We start from the raw sequence: 15,310 nt of genomic DNA, 5'->3' as shown, positions 1-15,310 counted from the left end.
CGTTCTGTCAGGGGTGGTTGGCGGCCTGGTTGCAGCCTACGTCAGCTTCACCGGATGATGACGACATCCAGCCGCCGGGGCCCGTGGACGCCCTCGACGCGTTCGAGCTCGATGTCCGAGGTTGCGCTGGGTCCGCTGATCATGGTGAGCGGCTTTGTGCCGTCGAGCCGGCGGAGGGCTTCGGGCAGGATCGCGGTGATGTCCTGGCTGCGTACCACGCAGACGTGGTGGTCCGGGATGAGAGAGATGGCGCGGCGGCCCTGATCCGGGCTCCCGTCCAGGATGATGGTTCCGGATTCTGCCACGGTCACCGCACTGGCTGTCACGACGGCGTCTGTTGCGTCGAGTTCGGTGACGGACCGCGCTCCGTGCCCGCCGCCGTCGTACACCATCCGTGCCGGGTCCGTCTCCCAGGCCAGCCATGCCTGGTCAAGGCCGGCGGGAACCACGTAGGTGCCGGCACCGGCGAGGAGGTCCCGGATGGTAACGGGGACTGCGTCTTCGTCCACCACGGTGACCCCGGCCTTGTAGTCTTCCAGCCGGTCCACCAGCACCTCGATGCGCCGCCGGGCATCGGCTTTGCCGGCCAGCCGGTAGCTGCGCGGAATGTCCGGGACGGCTGGGGCGTCTTTGAGTGCCGTTCGGACGGCAGCGAGGATGTGTTCGCGGGTGCTCATGGTGCCTTGTGCTCCTTGGCCCACCAGTCACGGAAGGACTGCGCCGGGGGTGCCGGGATGTCCCGGCTTTGGGTCCAGCCGGCGGCGAGGCCGGGCAGCTTCTTGATCTTCTTGTCCCGTCCGGCGGCGGCGCGGCCGAGGGGCAGGAGCTTTTCGACGGCGGCCAGGCGGCGCCCGTCGGACAGCGCCCAGGAGGCTGCCCTGAGCCCCACGTCCATTTGGGACGGAAGGCCGCCGCGGTGGGCGTCCACGTCCTTGCCGCGGAGGTGGACCAGGATGTCCGGGATGTTGATCTTCACCGGGCAGGCGTCGTAGCAGGCGCCGCAGAGCGAGGACGCATACGGCAGCGAGCCGTTCTCCTCCGCCTCGATGCCGGTCATCAGTGGCGACAGGATGGCGCCGATGGGTCCCGGGTAGGTGGAGCCGTAGGCGTGGCCGCCGGCCCGCTCATAGACCGGGCAGACGTTGATGCAGGCGCTGCAGCGGATGCAGTGGAGCGCGGAGCGTCCCATCTCGTCGGCCAGGGCGTTGGTGCGGCCGTTGTCCAGCAGGACCACATGGAACTTTGACGGCCCGTCGCCCTCGGTGACGCCGGTCCACAGCGAGGTGTAGGGGTTCATCCGCTCGCCGGTGGAGGAGCGTGGCAGGAGTTGGAGGAAGACTTCCAGGTCGGAGAACGTGGGCAGCAGTTTCTCGATGCCCATGACCGTGATCAGGGTTTCGGGCAGGGTCAGGCACATCCGGCCGTTGCCCTCGGACTCCACCACAGCCAGTGTGCCGGAGTCGGCGATGCCGAAGTTCGCGCCGGAGATCGCCACTTTCGCGGTGAGGAACTTGGCCCGCAGGTGGGCGCGGGCGGCCATGGCCAGCCGGCGGGGTTCGTCCGTGAGGTCGGGATCGACACCGGGCATCTCCTTCAGGAAGATGTCGCGGACTTCGGTGCGGTTCTTGTGGATGGCCGGGACCAGGATGTGGCTGGGCTTGTCGTGGCCCAGCTGGACGATGAGCTCGGCAAGGTCGGTCTCGAAGGCTGAGATGCCGCGCTCTTCCAGGTATTCGTTCATGCCGATTTCCTGGGTGGCCATGGACTTGACCTTGACTACCTCGTCCACGCCCTCGGCTGCGACCAGCCGGTGGATGATCGCGTTGGCCTCGTCGGCGTCGCGGGCCCAGTGCACCATTCCGCCGCGGGCGGTGACGTTGGCTTCGAAGGCCTCCAGGAGTTCCGGCAGCCGGGCCATGACGGAGGTCTTCAAGGCACTCCCCGCCTCCCGCAGCTCCTCCCAGTCCGGCAGCTCGCCGGTGACGGCCAGCCGCTTGGTGCGGATGGTGGACGTGGCGTGCTTCAGGTTCTTCCGCAGCTGGCTGTTGCCGAGCTCGCGGCGGGCGGCGGACGGGAACTTTTCTTCGGCGAACAGGTTGCCGATGCCGGGCCGCAGGCCGGGCATCCCGATCGGGGTGCGGGACATTACTTGACCACCACCTTGACGGTTTGTCCGACGGGCCCGGGAACGGACACCGGATCCGTTTCGGTGCTGGCAAGGATCTCCGCCAGGTGGAGGGTGCCCACCCCGGCGTCCTGCCGCGACAGGCCGCCGCCGATGTGCATCAGGCACGAGTAGTCGCCGCCGGCGCACACGGAGGCGCCGGTAGCGCGGATGTTCGCCGTCTTGTCCGCCAGCATTGCGGAGGAAACGTCCGCGTTCTTGACGGAAAAAGTGCCGCCGAAGCCGCAGCACTGGTCTGGTTCCGGCAGGTCCACCAGTTCCAGGCCTTTGACGCCGCGCAGCAGTCCGGCCTGCCGGTCACCCAGTTTGAGCAGCCGCATGCCGTGGCATGAGGGGTGGTAGGTGACGGTGTGCGGGAAGTAGGAGCCCAGCTGCGCCGCCGGGTTGGTGACACCCAGGACGTCCACCAGGAGTTCGGACAGTTCGTAGGTCTTCTTGCCGACGGCGGCAGCCCGCTCTTCGAGGCCGGTGTCCCCCGCGTGCCGGGCCACCATGGGGTGCTGGTGCTTCACCGAAGCGACGCAGGAACCGGACGGCGCCACGGCGACGTCATAGTCCTCGGATTCGAAAGCCCGCACGTGGTTGGCCACCACGGGAAGGGCTTCCTTGAAGTAGCCGCTGTTGACGTGCATCTGCCCGCAGCAGGCCTGCCCGGAGGGAAAGACCACCTCGTGGCCAAGGCGTTCCAGGACGGCCACCGTGGCCGTGGCAGCGCGTGGATACATGGCGTCCACGATGCAGGTGGCAAAAAGTGCGATTTTCATGGGTTCAATTCCTGGCGGCGTTCACGGGCAGTTCCACTGGTTCGTAGCGGCGAAGGCTGGTTGATGCCCCGATGATGCTGCGCAGCTGCGGCAGCCCGCCGTCGACCACTCCGGCCGCGCGCGCCTGGACCAGGACGTTGCCCAACGCCGTGGCTTCCACCGGGCCGGCGATGACGGGACGTCCGGTGGCGTCGGCGGTGAGCTGGCAGAGCAGGGCGTTCTGCGAGCCGCCGCCCACCACGTGCACCACCTCCACTGCACGGCCGGCAAGGCGTTCGGCAGCGGTGATGGTCCGGGCGTAACCACTGGCGAGGCTGTCCATGATGCAGCGGGTGATGGCCGCGGGATCGCCGGGCAGCACCTCGCCGGTGCGGCGGACCGCCGCACGGATGCGCTCGGGCATGTTGTCCGGGGCAATGAAGTAGGGATCGTCGGCGTTGACCTGCGGGCCGCCGGCCGGAAGGGCCGCGGCTTCCGTGAGCAGGTCGGTTAGTTCGGGCCGGAATTCTTCGCCGGCCCAGGTCCGCTGGCATTCGCTGAGCAGCCAGAGGCCGCCCATGTTGCGCAGGTACCGGATGGTGCCGTCCACCCCGCGTTCGTTGGTGAAGTTCGCTTCCCTGCCGGCCTCGGTGAGCACGGGGTGCTGCAATTCGAGTCCCACCAGCGACCACGTGCCGGAGGAGATGTACGCGAAGTCCACTTTTTCCGCGGGAACCGCGGCGACGGCGGACGCGGTGTCGTGCGAGCCGACGGCCACCACCTTCGTGTCCTGCGGCAGGTCCACGGCAGCCGCGATCTCCGGCAGGAGCGTGCCGATAGTTTCGCCGGGCTGGATCAGCGGCGGGAACAGGTCCTTCCGCAGCCCCAGCCGAGCAAAGAACCCGGTGGCCCACTCTCCCGCCACGGCGTCGAACAGCCCGGTGGTGGAGGCGTTCGTGGCTTCGGTCCGGCGAACGCCCGTGAGCAGGAAGGCGATCAGGTCCGGGATCAGCAAGGCTTGCAGCCCGTCCAGGTCCCGCTCCGCGGCCAGCTGGTAGATGGTGTTGAACTGCAGGAACTGCAGCCCCGTGGTGGCATACAGCAGCGCGGGGTCCAGCTTGGCGTGGACCGATGCCACGGCGGCCCGGCTGCGGTCGTCGCGGTAGCTGAACGGCTGCGCCACCAGCCGGCCGGCTTTGTTGACCAGGCCGTAGTCCACGGCCCAGGTGTCGATGCCGATGCTGGCGATCGTTTCGCCCTGCGCCGAGGCCACGGCGGCTGCGGCCCGGAGGCCGGCCAGGACTTCGGCGAACAAGGCGTCGAAGTCCCAGCGGAGGCCGCCGTCGATCTCCACCACGCCGTTGGGGAAGCGGTGGACGGTCTCCAGCGACACCCCCGTGCCGGGAGCGACGCGGCCCAGCATGACCCGGCCGGAGGAGGCGCCAATGTCGACGGCGGCAAACACGCCGGCGGCAGGAACGGTGCTCATCGGAGGAAGGCTGCGGCCACTCCGGCGTCCACGGGAATGTGCAGGCCGGTGGTGTGGGACAGTTCGTTGCTGGTGAGGACGGCGGCCGCGTTGGCCACGTGCTCGGGCAGGACTTCGCGCTTGAGCAGGGTGCGCTGGGCGTAGTACTCGCCCAGTTTCTCCTCGTCCACGCCGTACACGGCTGCGCGCTTGGCGCCCCAGCCGCCGGCGAAGATCCCGGAGCCGCGGACCACGCCGTCGGGGTTGATGCCGTTGACACGGATGCCGTACTCGCCCAGTTCGGCTGCCAGCAGGCGCACCTGGTGGGCCTGGTCTGCCTTCGTGGCGGAGTAGGCGATGTTGTTGGGGCCGGCGAACACGGAGTTCTTGGAGGAGATGTAGATGATGTCTCCGCCCAGGCCCTGCGCGATCATTACCTTCGCCGCGGCTTTGGCCACCAGGAAGGAACCTTTGGCCATGACGTTGTGCTGCATGTCCCAGTCCTTTTCGGTGGTTTCCAGCAGCGGCTTGGAGATGGACAGGCCGGCGTTGTTGACCACCAGGTCCACGCCGCCGAAAGCCAGGACGGCGGCGTCGATGGCGGCGGAAACCTGGGCTTCGTCCGTGACATCGGCCTGGACACCGACGGCAACATCAGGGCCGCCGAGTTCTTCGGCCACCTTCTGGGCGTTTTCCAGGTTCAGGTCCGCGATCACCACGCAGGCGCCTTCCGCGGCCAGGCGGGTGGCGATGGCCTTGCCGATGCCCGAGGCAGCACCGGTCACCAGCGCGATGCGGGTGGCGTGGGACTTGGGCTTGGGCATCCGCGCCAGCTTGGCTTCCTCCAGGGCCCAGTATTCGATCCGGAACTTCTCGGATTCCTCGATCGGTGCGTAGGTGGAGATGGCCTCGGCGCCGCGCATCACGTTGATGGCGTTGATGTAGAACTCGCCGGCAACCCGGGCGGTCTGCTTGTTGGCGCCGAAGGAGAACATGCCCACACCGGGCACCAACACGATGGCAGGGTCCGCGCCGCGCAGCGCCGGGGAATCGGCCTCGGCGTGGCGGTCGTAGTACGCCTGGTAGTCCTCGCGGTAGTCGGCGTGCAGTTCCTGCAGCCTGGCGATGGAGTCCTCGATGGAGGCGTCCGCCGGAAGGTCCAGGATCAGTGGCTTGACCTTGGTGCGCAGGAAGTGGTCCGGGCAGGACGTGCCCAGGGCACCAAGACGCGGGTGCCCGGCGGCTTCCAGGAAGTCCAGGACGACGGCGTCATCGCTGAAGTGCCCCAACTGCGGCTTGTCCGTGGAGGCCAGGCCGCGGATCACCGGTGCCAGGGCTGCGGCCTTGGCACGGCGCTCGGCGTCGGGCAGGGCTGCATACCCGGGCAGCTTGGCGCCGAAAGGCTGGGCCTTGCCGTTCTCGGCGATGTACTTTTCGGCCTGTTCGATGATCCACAGCGAGTTCTGCTCGGCCTCTTCGCTGGTGGCGCCCCAGGCGGTGATGCCGTGGCCGCCCAGGATGGTGCCGATGGCCTGCGGGTTGGCGTCCTTGATGGCGGCGATGTCCAGGCCCAGCTGGAACCCGGGGCGGCGCCAGGGAACCCAGACCACCTTGGTACCGAAGATCTTGGTGGTCAGGGCCTCGCCGTCCACGGCGGTGGCAATGGCGATGCCGGAGTCCGGGTGCAGGTGGTCAACGTGCGCGGCGTCCACCAGGCCGTGCATGGCCGTATCGATCGAGGGGGCGGCACCGCCCTTGCCATGCAGGCAGTAATCGAACGCGGCCACCATCTCGTCTTCACGCTCAACACCCGGGTAGACGTTCTTCAGGGCGTTCAGCCGGTCCAGGCGCAGCACCGCAAGGTTCTGTGCCTTAAGGGTGCCCAGGTCACCGCCGGAGCCCTTGACCCAGAGCAGCTGGACGTCCTCGCCCGTGACCGGGTCCTTTTCAGTGCCCTTGGCGGAGGTGTTGCCGCCGGCGAAGTTGGTGTTCCGCTTGTCCGCGCCCAGGCGGTTGGAACGGGAAATCAGGTGTTCAACAGTCTTATTGCTCATGGCTGGTTATGCGCCCCATCCGGCTTGCTGGCCGCCTGCGCGGTCCTCGTTGATCTGTTTCTGGTAGCCGCTGGCCTTGTAGGCAGCGATCGGGTCCGCGGGCAGGCCGCGGGATTCACGCCATTCGGCCAGGATGGGCCGGACGTCGGTGTAAAACGCATCGTTGAAGATGCCGTTGGCGCCCAGGACATCCCCGGCGCGCTGTGCCTCGCCCAGGGCAGCGGTGTCCACCAGCAGGGCGCGGGCCGTCATTTCCTGGACGTTGAGCACGGACCGGATCTGGCCCGGGATCTTCTCTTCCAGGTTGTGGCACTGGTCCAGCATGAGGGCCACGCCGGAGTCCTTGCCGAAACCGCCGCCCCGGATCACCTCGTGCATGATGCGGAACAGCTGGAAAGGATCGGCGGCACCCACGATCAGGTCATCGTCCGCATAGAAGCGCGAGTTGAAGTCGAAGGAGCCCAGCTTGCCCAGCCGCAGCAGCTGCATCACGATGAACTCGATGTTGGTCCCCGGGGCGTGGTGGCCAGTGTCCAGGCAGACCATGGCCTTCTCCCCCAGCGCCAGGGTCTGGGCGTAGGAGGTGCCCCAGTCCGGAACGTCGGTGTGGTAGAAAGCCGGCTCGAAGAACTTGTATTCCAGCACCAGCCGCTGCTCATCACCCAGGGCGGCGTAGACCTCCTGCAGGGACTCGGCCAGGCGGTCCTGGCGGCCGCGCATGTCATCCTGGCCCGGATAGTTGGTGCCGTCCGCCAGCCAGATCTTCAAGTCGCGTGAGCCGGTGGCGTGCATGATCTGGAGGCACTCCAGGTGGTGGTCGATGGCGCGGCGGCGGACCGACTCGTTGGACGAGGTCAGGGAACCAAACTTGTATTCGTCGTCCTGGAAGGTATTGGAATTGACTGTGCCCAGCCCCACGCCCAGTCCGGCCGCATACTCCTTCAGGGCGGCGTAGTCATCCACCTTGTCCCACGGGATGTGCAGGGCCACGGTGGGGGCCAGCCCGGTCAACTCGTGGACCTTCGCTGCGTCCGCAATCTTTTCCTGGACCGTGCGCGGCGTGCCGGGGGTGCCGAACACCTTGAACCGCGTGCCTGAATTTCCATAGGCCCATGAGGGGACTTCGATGGCAAGCTCCTCGAGCCTGCCCAGCGCCGTTGCTACGTCGTTCATGATGCTCTTTCCGGTGTCTGGTTCGTGTAGTTGGTGCCCCGCTGCTGGAGCTGTGCTGCTGGTGGTGCCTGCTGTTGCGGAGGTTTTGTGTTCCGGCGGTCAGCCCGCGGAGGGTGGGGCAGCCAACTGGCTGTCAAGGTTGAAGACTTCTTCCAGTACCTGGAACCCCTCATCGGGCGCCTGGCCGGAGTCTTCAAAGAGTGCTGCCATTTCCGCCTGCCAGCGGGCGTTGACCTCCGTCAGGGCCATCCGGGCGCGGACGGCGTCAAAGTCGTCACACTCCACGTACCCCACCAGGAGCCCGTCCTCACCCAGAAACAGGGAGTAGTTGTGCCAGCCGGCGTCTTTGAGGGCCAGCAGCATCTCCGGCCAAACCGCCGCGTGCCTGCGACGGTATTCATCGATGAGCGCCGGCTGGACCGAGGAACGGAAACACACCCTCATTGGTACTCCTGTTCAAACCCGCAGTGTTTTGAATCGTTTCATTGTTACGATTCAAAGTACAGTTGAACCTGAGCAGGTGTCAAGCAATGGCGAGAAACTTTTGATCGCCTGCGCGGAACGCCCTGCCGCGGACACATCAACACGGAGAATCGATGAACCGGACAGCCAGCATCAAGGACGTTGCCACCCACGCAAGCGTGGCCGTGGGAACGGTCTCAAACGTCCTGAATTACCCGGACAGGGTGTCGGAACGGACCAAGCAACGGGTCCTGCGCGCCATCGACGAACTGGGCTTTGTCCGCAATGACGCCGCCCGCCAGCTCCGGGTTGGCCACAGCCGCACCATCGGCCTCATTGTCCTTGACGTGGGCAACCCCTTCTTCACCTCCGTGGTCCGCTCGGCGGAGGACGCGGCCGCCCTTCAGGGAAGTGCCGTGCTGCTCGGGGACAGCGGACATGACGCCGGCCGGGAAGCGAACTACATCGATCTTTTCCAGGAGCAGCGCGTCCAGGGCCTGCTGATTTCCCCGGTGGGCGATGTCACGGACAGGTTGGACCTCCTCCGCGAGCGCGGCATCCCCACCGTCCTGGTGGACCGGCTGGCCGACGAATCAAAGTTCAGCTCGGTGGCAGTGGATGACGACGCCGGCGGGTACCTTGCCGCCCGGCACCTGCTGGACACGGGCCGCCGTCGGCTGGCCTTCGTGGGTGGCCCCACCTCCATCCGGCAGGTAGCGGACCGCCTTGAGGGGGCCCGGCGGGCCGTCAAGGAGGAGCCGGACGCCACGCTGGAGGTCCTGGACTCGGCGGGGCAGACTGTCCTTGCCGGCCGGAGCGTGGGCGACATGCTGGTGCAGCGGGGCCGCGCGGAGCTTCCGGACGGAATTTTCTGCGCCAACGACCTCCTGGCCTTGGGCGTCATGCAGTCACTCACCATGACGCACACCTTCCGCATCCCGGAGGACGTCGCGCTGATCGGCTACGACGACATCGACTTCGCGGTCTCCGCCGTGGTGCCGCTGTCCTCCATCCGCCAGCCCACAGAATTGCTGGGGCGGACTGCCATCGAACTGCTGTCCGAAGAGGTGGAATCGCAGAATCCCGTCCACCGGGCAGTCGTGTTCACGCCCGAACTGGTGGTTCGGCAGAGCACGGCCGCGCCTGCAGCCGGCTGACCCGCCGGGCGGCTACTTCCCGGCCTGCTGCAGCCATTTCATGGATTCCTCCCGCGACGTAAAAAAGCGTGTGGGGCACGGCGGGATGTGGACGCCCAGGAAGAAGTTGGCGATGATCCGGTCCACCGGGCTTGCCCCGAGCAGGGCGATGCGGTTGGCGGCGCAGGGGATGGAGAACACTCCGCGAGCCTCCCTGCTGACGTTCTCGGTGGTGGCCATGTCCACGAGCATGGGGTAATTGCCGTCCCCGGCGATGTCGTTGACGGCAGCCATCGCCGCCTGCGCGTCCTGGACTTCTATGCGCACCTTGGGCTGCCAGATGAGATGGATGATGCCGTCCGGTTGCAACTGCACCGTCCCCTTGCCGCCGTCGACCAATACGGGTTCCATGTCCCGCCTCCCTCCAGTGGGCAAATGTATGTCTCCCATCTTGCCCCAGTACGGAAGGGTCCTAAAGCTTCTCCACCGTCAGGTTGCGGTAGGCAGCGCGGAGCGGTGCCATCTGGCGGAATCCAATCCGCCCGCCGGCAAGCACTTTGTCCGACGGATCATGCCAGTGAAAAAGCAGCAACCCGTTGATGGCGAACTCCACCAGGGGCCCGTCCTTCACCACTTCCAGCCGGTAGAAGTCGACGGCATCCTCCGCGGGCGGCAGCGGATCCGCGCCCTGGGCCACCAGTTCGAAGCCGGCACTCTTACGCAGGTTGCAGGTGCGGAAGGCCCGCTCGGATTGATATTTGTGCCGCATATAGGAGACGTGCAGGGCATCGATGTCCCCCGAGTGGTATTGCGGGTAGTACCCGGTGCGGGGCGTCAGTGCCGGGCTGAACAGGTCCAGCCCGTCCTGGCCGGCGGCCGCGAAGAACAGCATGGCCAGGCCGGGTTCGGCGAGCGGCAGGAATTCCCAGCTGATGCGGATGCCGTCCGGGAACTCCTCGGGGCACCAGAAGGTCCAGTGCGCATGGTCGCCGAACTCGCCGTCATCCAGCGTGCCGGACAGCTCCAGTGCCCCGTTGTGGCTCCCCAGACCCAGGGGCCCTTCCGCCACCCAGGCGGCCACATCGTCCGGTCCTGCCAGCGGGTTGCTGTAGAGGACGCCCGTTTCCAAGCCCGCGGCGCCCATCTAGCCCTGTCCCGACGTCGTACTCAATGCCGGCTCCAGGGCACCGTAGCCCAACCGGCCAAGCTGCCGGGCCACCTCCCCCGCCACCAACGTGGCACCCTGCTGCGAAAAATGGGTGTTGTCGGCCAGGCCGCCGGGCCAGCGCGCATGCTCACCGGGCGCGAAGTGGCAAAAGAGCTTCCGGGAGCCGTCGCTCCCCAGCCTCAGGTACAGGTCCCGGGTCCAGGCGTTCAGGTCCATCACCGGGACACCCAGCTCCAGGCCGAGTTCGCGGACCACCTCTGGGTAGTCCTCCAGGCTTGCCTCCAGGGCAGCGCCCGACGCCGGACCGTTGCCCGGGCGCCTCCCGTCCAGGAAGTGCCGCCGCTCCACCGGGGTGCACAGGACCGGCGCAGCGGCCACCGCGCGAACCTCGTCCACCATGGTGCGCAGGTTCGCCGCGTAGCCGGTGCGTGCGGCGAGGTGCTGCTTCTTCTGGTCGTTGTGGCCGAACTGGATGAGCACCGCGTCCCCGGGGCCGGCCTCGGCCAGCAGTTCCGCCCAGAGCCCCTCGTCGCGGAAGGATTCCGTGCTTGCCCCGCCTTTGGCGAAGTTGTGCACCGAGCCCCACCGGTAGGTGTGCGGCGGAAGCTGCGTTCCCCAGCCGCTCATCGGGAACTCTTGGGTGGGGCAGTCGGCGACCGTGGAGTCTCCTGCCAGCAGGATTTTCATGGTGTTCTTTCTGTAGTACGGGGTCAGCCCTTGACGGAGCCGATGAGCATGCCCTTGGCGAAGTGCTTTTGGAGGAACGGGTAGAAGATGAGGATGGGCAGGGTGGCCACCACGATGACCGCAAACTTGATGCCCTGTTCCGGCGGGATGTAGTTGGGGTCCACGTTGCCGGTGCCCAGCAGGTCGGAGGCGGCGGTGACCTGGCGCAGGTACATCTGCAGGGTCCACTTGGAGTTGTCGCTCAAGTACAGCAGCGGTGACATGAAGTCGTTCCAGATCCCCACCGCGTAGAAGAGCGCGAACGTTGCCAGCACGGGCTTGGACAGCGGCAGCAGGATCCGCCAGAGGATTCCGATCTCGGTGGCGCCGTCCATCTTTGCTGATTCCTCAAGCTCCGCGGGAAGTTCCTGGAAGAAGTTCTTGATGATGATCAGGCTGAACGGGTTGATGGCCGCCGGCAGGATCAGGGCCCAGTAGGAATTGAGCAGGCCCAGGTCCTTGACCAGCAGGAACGTGGGGATCATGCCACCGGAGAAGACCATGGCAAAGACCACCAGGGACAGGATGACGTTCCTGCCGCGAAGGCTCTTCTTGGCCAGCGGGTAGGCCATGGTCACGGTGAAGGCCAGCTGGACCACGGTGCCCACGGCGGTGACCAGGATGGTGGTGACCAGGGCGCGGGTGAACGCCGGGGTGGCAAAGATGTATTCGTACGAGCCCAGGGTGAACTGCTCGGGCCAGACGAAGAATGCCCGGCGCGTGATCTCCGCTTCGGTGGCGAAGGACCCGGCGAAGACGTAGATGAACGGCAGCAGGGTGATGATGCCGATCAGGCCGAGGAACACATAGTTGACGGCGTCGAAAACCCGGCCGCCGCGGGTGTTGTGGATTTTCATGGCTAGAACAGTCCGCTCTGGTTGAATCGTTTGGCCAGCCAGTTGGTGCCGAAGATCAGCACGATGCCCACCAGGGATTTGAACAGGCCCACCGCCGTGGAATAGCTGTAGGCGCCCTGCGTGATGCCCACGAAGTAGACGTAGGTGTCAAAGACGTCCGCCACCTCGCGGTTGAGGGCATTGGTCATCAGGTAGATCTGTTCGAAGCCCGTGTTGAGCATCTGCCCGATGGCCAGGATCAGCATCACGATGATCGTGGACCGGATCGCGGGAAGCGTAATGTGCCAGACCCGGCGGAACCGCCCGGCGCCGTCGATGATCGCCGCCTCGTACTGGTCTTGGTCCACGGTGGACAGCGCGGCCAGGAAGATGATGGTGCCCCAGCCGGTGTTCTTCCAGATGTCCTGCAGCACGATCAAGGGCCGGAACCAGGCCGGATCGGACAGGAAATCTATGTGCGTCCCCATGACGTTGTTCAGGAACTGGAACAGCGGGCCGATGTCCAGGGCGAACAGCAGGAAGCTCAAGGACGCCACGATGGTCCAGGAGAGGAAGTGCGGGATGTACACCAGCGTCTGGACCGTGCGCTTGAGGATGGACAGGCGTACCTCATTGAGCAGCAGGGCCAGGACGATGGTCAGCGGGAAGGCGATGCCCAGGTTCAGGAAAGCCAGGATCAGGGTGTTGCCCAACAGCCTGGGAAAGTCCGGGTTGGCAAAGAAATCCTCGAAGTTCTGCACGCCCACCCAGGGGCTGCCGTTCACCCCCAGGAACGGGACGTAGTCCTTGAACGCGATGGACACGCCATACATGGGGGCATACCGGAACACCGCGAAGTACACCACGCCGGGCACCAGCAGCAGGTACAGCCACTTGTAGTGCGCGAAATGGACGGAGAACCTGCCGTTCTTCCGTTCCCGGGCGGGCGGCCGTGTGGCCGCCCGCGCCTCAGCCTCGACGACGGGGGCTGCCATTTACTTGTTGTCCTGCCAGAGCTTGTTGATCTCTTCCTTGACCTTGTCGCCACCGCTGGTGTCCCACAGCTTGATGGCGTCCTTCAGGCCCTGCTCATCGATCTGGCCGGCCAGGTACTTGATCCGGGCATCGGCCACGATGTTGTCCAGCTGCGCTCCCTTGGCAACATACGTTTGGGAAACGTAAGGCGCTGCCGGGTTGTAGACGGCGCTCTTGAGGTCCGCCGCCATGACGTCCGTGCGCTTGTCGAAGACCTGCTGCTCATAGTCGCTGGCCTGCTTGACCGGGTAGAACTGGTTGCCGGTAACGTTCATGCCCAGCTGGGCGTAGCTCTTGATGTCTGTGCTGACGGCCTTGCTGGCGTCCGTCTCCGGCTTGACCGGAGCGGCCTTGCCGTCCACCACTGTGAAGTTGACGCCCTCAATGCCGTTGTTCAGGAGGATGCCGGCGTCCTTGCCATTCAGGGTGTTCAGGAAATCCAGGACTTTGCCCAGTTCAGCCTCCGTCCGGACACTGGCTTTCGGGATGGCCAGGAAGCCGGAGTAGCCGTCGGTGGGGTGGGCGTGCAGCTTGCCGTCGGGGCCTTCGAGGTTGCCCACGAACCCCACTTTGTTCTGGAAGTTGTTGGGGTCTGCCTGCTTGAAGAGATTGATCAGGACGCTGACGCGGGAATCGACGTCCACGATGATGCCGCCCTTGCCGTTGAAGAACGGTTCATTCCATTTGGTGCTGTCGAACGTGGCGAAGTCGGGGTTGATGAGCTTTTCATCCACCATCTTCTTGATGAAGCGATCAGCCTGGAGGAACTCGTCGGTCTCGAAGCTGGGTACCAGCTTTCCGTCCCGCTCGGTCCAGCGGTTGCCGGCGCCGAACCATTCCTCGATCACGTCGTAGGGGCTGTTGCTTCCCAGCGCGCCCCATTTGGGAATGGTGATCCCGTACGTGTCATTCTTGCCGTTGCCGTCCGGGTCCTGCTCGGTGAAGGCCTTGGCCACCTTGTACAGGTCCTCGACGGTCTTGGGCGGCTGCAGGCCCAGCTTGTCCAGCCAGTCCTGCCGGAACATGACCGCGGTCCGCATCGGGGCGCGGCCGCGGAAGATGCCGTAGACCTTGCCGTTGACGCTGGCGTTCTTCTGGATGTCCGGATAGGTGGTCTTGAGGTTGGGGTATTTGTCCAGCTTGTCGGTGAGGTCCCAGAACGCGCCGGCCTGGGCGTTCTTGACGAACCCCGGGCTCTTGCCCTGGATCACCATGACCTGCGGGATGTCCGAACCCGCCAGCGTGATGTTGGTCTTGTCCTCGTAGGAAGCGTTGGGCGCCCAGTTGATCTTTACCTGCTTGCCGGTAATCTCTTCCAGCTTCTTCTGCACGGCACCGTCCGCGCCGGGCGGCTGCGCCTCAAGGAAGGGGGCCATGATGGACACAGAGGTGAGGTCGGCGGCAGGGGCGTCACCTCCGCTGCAGGCCGTCAGGGACAGGGCCGCGGCAGTGGCCACGGCGGCGGCCAGGGAAAGTTTCCTGCGGATCATGTTCTTCCTTTTCCACTTCGTTGGGGTTGATTGGGCCTTCCGGCCACAGGATTGATACGTTTCATTAGATCGCCGGGCATGGCGGAGCCACGCCCGGCAGGACAGGGGTCAGGCGGTGGAAGCCCCTTGCAGGGCAGGCAGGCTGTCCGACTCCACTGCGAGGACCTCGGCCACGGATTCGTCATTCGCGGCGAAGAAGCGGTCACAGAGCCAGCCGGTCAGGTAGAGCCAGGCCCCAACACTGAAGAACGGGACCAGGCCAGGGAGGGCCATGCTGGCGTACACCACCGCGGCGGAGACGAAGAGCAGGATGACCGTTCCCGCAAGATGCCGCACGGCAAACCGCGACGACGTCAGCAGGTACTGCAGCAGCGGCAGTTCGTAACGCGCATACATGGGGAACACGTAGCAGAGCGCGCCGGCCAGGAAGATCGCGGCAACGAAGATGGCCGCCGCAACCAGTTGGGGGAAGATCCCACGGCCCGTCGAAAAGTAGTTCCAGTTCAGGGCGAGCGCCACGGAGACGGCCATGAACGGCAGCGCGAGGATGTTCGCCCGGCCAAAGTTCCTGGTATATCCGGCCGCAAATCCGCGTACCAGCGGAGCCGCCTCCCCCCGGACCCGCTTGCGCACCAGGATCTGCGCCGCGGCCGTGGCGGGCCCGGCGCCGAAGACGCCACCGCCCAGCAGGGTGAAGGCGATCCACAGCAGGTTAAGGCCCGCAATCCACACAAGCGTGTCAAAAAATGAGTAGGCACGCGCACTGAAGGTCCCGGACAGCATGGCAGGGCTCCCTTCTGTTCTCCATCGTTGCAGAGGCGTGGCGGAAAGTGT

15 protein-coding genes are annotated in these 15,310 nt (G+C 65.9%); 1 reads left to right on the top strand and 14 read right to left on the bottom strand.

Features of this window, described 5'->3' with window-relative positions; translation table 11 throughout:
• Positions 1 to 47 precede the first annotated feature (47 nt).
• The 7 genes from AB4Y79_RS00465 to AB4Y79_RS00435 form a co-directional block, all read right to left on the bottom strand.
• Positions 48 to 677, bottom strand: coding sequence for a LutC/YkgG family protein (locus AB4Y79_RS00465; RefSeq protein WP_441857696.1), 630 nt, complete (start codon positions 675 to 677; stop codon positions 48 to 50).
• Positions 674 to 2,146 (bottom strand): LutB/LldF family L-lactate oxidation iron-sulfur protein, encoded by a 1,473-nt coding sequence (locus AB4Y79_RS00460; protein WP_441857694.1) that lies wholly within the window; start codon positions 2,144 to 2,146, stop codon positions 674 to 676. The genes AB4Y79_RS00465 and AB4Y79_RS00460 overlap by 4 nt, the downstream gene beginning before the upstream one ends.
• A complete protein-coding gene (locus tag AB4Y79_RS00455) occupies positions 2,146 to 2,949 on the bottom strand; it encodes a (Fe-S)-binding protein (protein WP_441857692.1) in 804 nt (267 codons plus the stop codon). The genes AB4Y79_RS00460 and AB4Y79_RS00455 overlap by 1 nt, the downstream gene beginning before the upstream one ends.
• Before the next feature lie 4 nt (positions 2,950 to 2,953).
• Positions 2,954 to 4,417, bottom strand: coding sequence for a rhamnulokinase (locus AB4Y79_RS00450; RefSeq protein WP_441857690.1), 1,464 nt, complete (start codon positions 4,415 to 4,417; stop codon positions 2,954 to 2,956).
• Positions 4,414 to 6,450, bottom strand: a complete 2,037-nt coding sequence (locus AB4Y79_RS00445; RefSeq protein ID WP_441857688.1) for a bifunctional aldolase/short-chain dehydrogenase — start codon at positions 6,448 to 6,450, stop codon at positions 4,414 to 4,416. The genes AB4Y79_RS00450 and AB4Y79_RS00445 overlap by 4 nt, the downstream gene beginning before the upstream one ends.
• A 6-nt stretch (positions 6,451 to 6,456) precedes the next feature.
• Positions 6,457 to 7,623 (bottom strand): L-rhamnose isomerase, encoded by a 1,167-nt coding sequence (gene rhaI, locus AB4Y79_RS00440; protein WP_441857686.1) that lies wholly within the window; start codon positions 7,621 to 7,623, stop codon positions 6,457 to 6,459.
• A 99-nt stretch (positions 7,624 to 7,722) separates the two neighbouring features.
• Entirely contained in the window at positions 7,723 to 8,067 is a 345-nt protein-coding gene (locus AB4Y79_RS00435) for an L-rhamnose mutarotase (RefSeq protein WP_441857684.1), read from the bottom strand.
• Between the two features lie 152 nt (positions 8,068 to 8,219).
• Between AB4Y79_RS00435 and AB4Y79_RS00430 the strand changes: the two genes are divergently transcribed.
• Positions 8,220 to 9,242, top strand: a complete 1,023-nt coding sequence (locus AB4Y79_RS00430; RefSeq protein ID WP_441857682.1) for a LacI family DNA-binding transcriptional regulator — start codon at positions 8,220 to 8,222, stop codon at positions 9,240 to 9,242.
• A gap of 12 nt (positions 9,243 to 9,254) precedes the next feature.
• On the opposite strand, the gene AB4Y79_RS00425 is transcribed toward AB4Y79_RS00430, so the two are convergent.
• The 7 genes from AB4Y79_RS00425 to AB4Y79_RS00395 form a co-directional block, all read right to left on the bottom strand.
• On the bottom strand, positions 9,255 to 9,632 hold the full coding sequence (locus tag AB4Y79_RS00425; RefSeq protein WP_441857680.1) for a DUF7793 family protein: 378 nt from the start codon (positions 9,630 to 9,632) through the stop codon (positions 9,255 to 9,257).
• Positions 9,633 to 9,693: 61 nt separating this feature from the next.
• Entirely contained in the window at positions 9,694 to 10,365 is a 672-nt protein-coding gene (locus tag AB4Y79_RS00420) for a DUF1961 family protein (protein WP_441857678.1), read from the bottom strand.
• A complete protein-coding gene (locus AB4Y79_RS00415) occupies positions 10,366 to 11,076 on the bottom strand; it encodes a rhamnogalacturonan acetylesterase (RefSeq protein WP_441857676.1) in 711 nt (236 codons plus the stop codon).
• Between the two features lie 23 nt (positions 11,077 to 11,099).
• The gene (locus tag AB4Y79_RS00410; RefSeq protein WP_441857674.1) at positions 11,100 to 11,972 is read right to left on the bottom strand and encodes a carbohydrate ABC transporter permease; all 873 of its coding nucleotides are present in this window, start codon (positions 11,970 to 11,972) and stop codon (positions 11,100 to 11,102) included.
• A gap of 2 nt (positions 11,973 to 11,974) precedes the next feature.
• Positions 11,975 to 12,946, bottom strand: coding sequence for an ABC transporter permease (locus tag AB4Y79_RS00405; protein WP_441857672.1), 972 nt, complete (start codon positions 12,944 to 12,946; stop codon positions 11,975 to 11,977).
• Positions 12,947 to 14,476, bottom strand: coding sequence for an extracellular solute-binding protein (locus AB4Y79_RS00400; protein ID WP_441857670.1), 1,530 nt, complete (start codon positions 14,474 to 14,476; stop codon positions 12,947 to 12,949).
• A 108-nt stretch (positions 14,477 to 14,584) separates the two neighbouring features.
• On the bottom strand, positions 14,585 to 15,259 hold the full coding sequence (locus AB4Y79_RS00395) for a YesL family protein (RefSeq protein WP_441857668.1): 675 nt from the start codon (positions 15,257 to 15,259) through the stop codon (positions 14,585 to 14,587).
• Positions 15,260 to 15,310: the final 51 nt, after the last annotated feature.

The organism is Pseudarthrobacter sp. YAF2, from assembly GCF_052113345.1.
Lineage (GTDB): Bacteria > Actinomycetota > Actinomycetes > Actinomycetales > Micrococcaceae > Arthrobacter.
This window is presented reverse-complemented; position numbering and strand designations above follow the sequence as displayed.

What these genes read in the sequence shown, in the direction of transcription:
- AB4Y79_RS00465 (WP_441857696.1), bottom strand. Translation starts at nt 677, where the DNA reads ATGAGCACCCGCGAACACATCCTCGCTGCCGTCCGAACGGCACTCAAA.
- AB4Y79_RS00460 (WP_441857694.1), bottom strand. Translation starts at nt 2,146, where the DNA reads ATGTCCCGCACCCCGATCGGGATGCCCGGCCTGCGGCCCGGCATCGGC.
- AB4Y79_RS00455 (WP_441857692.1), bottom strand. Translation starts at nt 2,949, where the DNA reads ATGAAAATCGCACTTTTTGCCACCTGCATCGTGGACGCCATGTATCCA.
- AB4Y79_RS00450 (WP_441857690.1), bottom strand. Translation starts at nt 4,417, where the DNA reads ATGAGCACCGTTCCTGCCGCCGGCGTGTTTGCCGCCGTCGACATTGGC.
- AB4Y79_RS00445 (WP_441857688.1), bottom strand. Translation starts at nt 6,450, where the DNA reads ATGAGCAATAAGACTGTTGAACACCTGATTTCCCGTTCCAACCGCCTG.
- rhaI (WP_441857686.1), bottom strand. Translation starts at nt 7,623, where the DNA reads ATGAACGACGTAGCAACGGCGCTGGGCAGGCTCGAGGAGCTTGCCATC.
- AB4Y79_RS00435 (WP_441857684.1), bottom strand. Translation starts at nt 8,067, where the DNA reads ATGAGGGTGTGTTTCCGTTCCTCGGTCCAGCCGGCGCTCATCGATGAA.
- AB4Y79_RS00430 (WP_441857682.1), top strand. Translation starts at nt 8,220, where the DNA reads ATGAACCGGACAGCCAGCATCAAGGACGTTGCCACCCACGCAAGCGTG.
- AB4Y79_RS00425 (WP_441857680.1), bottom strand. Translation starts at nt 9,632, where the DNA reads ATGGAACCCGTATTGGTCGACGGCGGCAAGGGGACGGTGCAGTTGCAA.
- AB4Y79_RS00420 (WP_441857678.1), bottom strand. Translation starts at nt 10,365, where the DNA reads ATGGGCGCCGCGGGCTTGGAAACGGGCGTCCTCTACAGCAACCCGCTG.
- AB4Y79_RS00415 (WP_441857676.1), bottom strand. Translation starts at nt 11,076, where the DNA reads ATGAAAATCCTGCTGGCAGGAGACTCCACGGTCGCCGACTGCCCCACC.
- AB4Y79_RS00410 (WP_441857674.1), bottom strand. Translation starts at nt 11,972, where the DNA reads ATGAAAATCCACAACACCCGCGGCGGCCGGGTTTTCGACGCCGTCAAC.
- AB4Y79_RS00405 (WP_441857672.1), bottom strand. Translation starts at nt 12,946, where the DNA reads ATGGCAGCCCCCGTCGTCGAGGCTGAGGCGCGGGCGGCCACACGGCCG.
- AB4Y79_RS00400 (WP_441857670.1), bottom strand. Translation starts at nt 14,476, where the DNA reads ATGATCCGCAGGAAACTTTCCCTGGCCGCCGCCGTGGCCACTGCCGCG.
- AB4Y79_RS00395 (WP_441857668.1), bottom strand. Translation starts at nt 15,259, where the DNA reads ATGCTGTCCGGGACCTTCAGTGCGCGTGCCTACTCATTTTTTGACACG.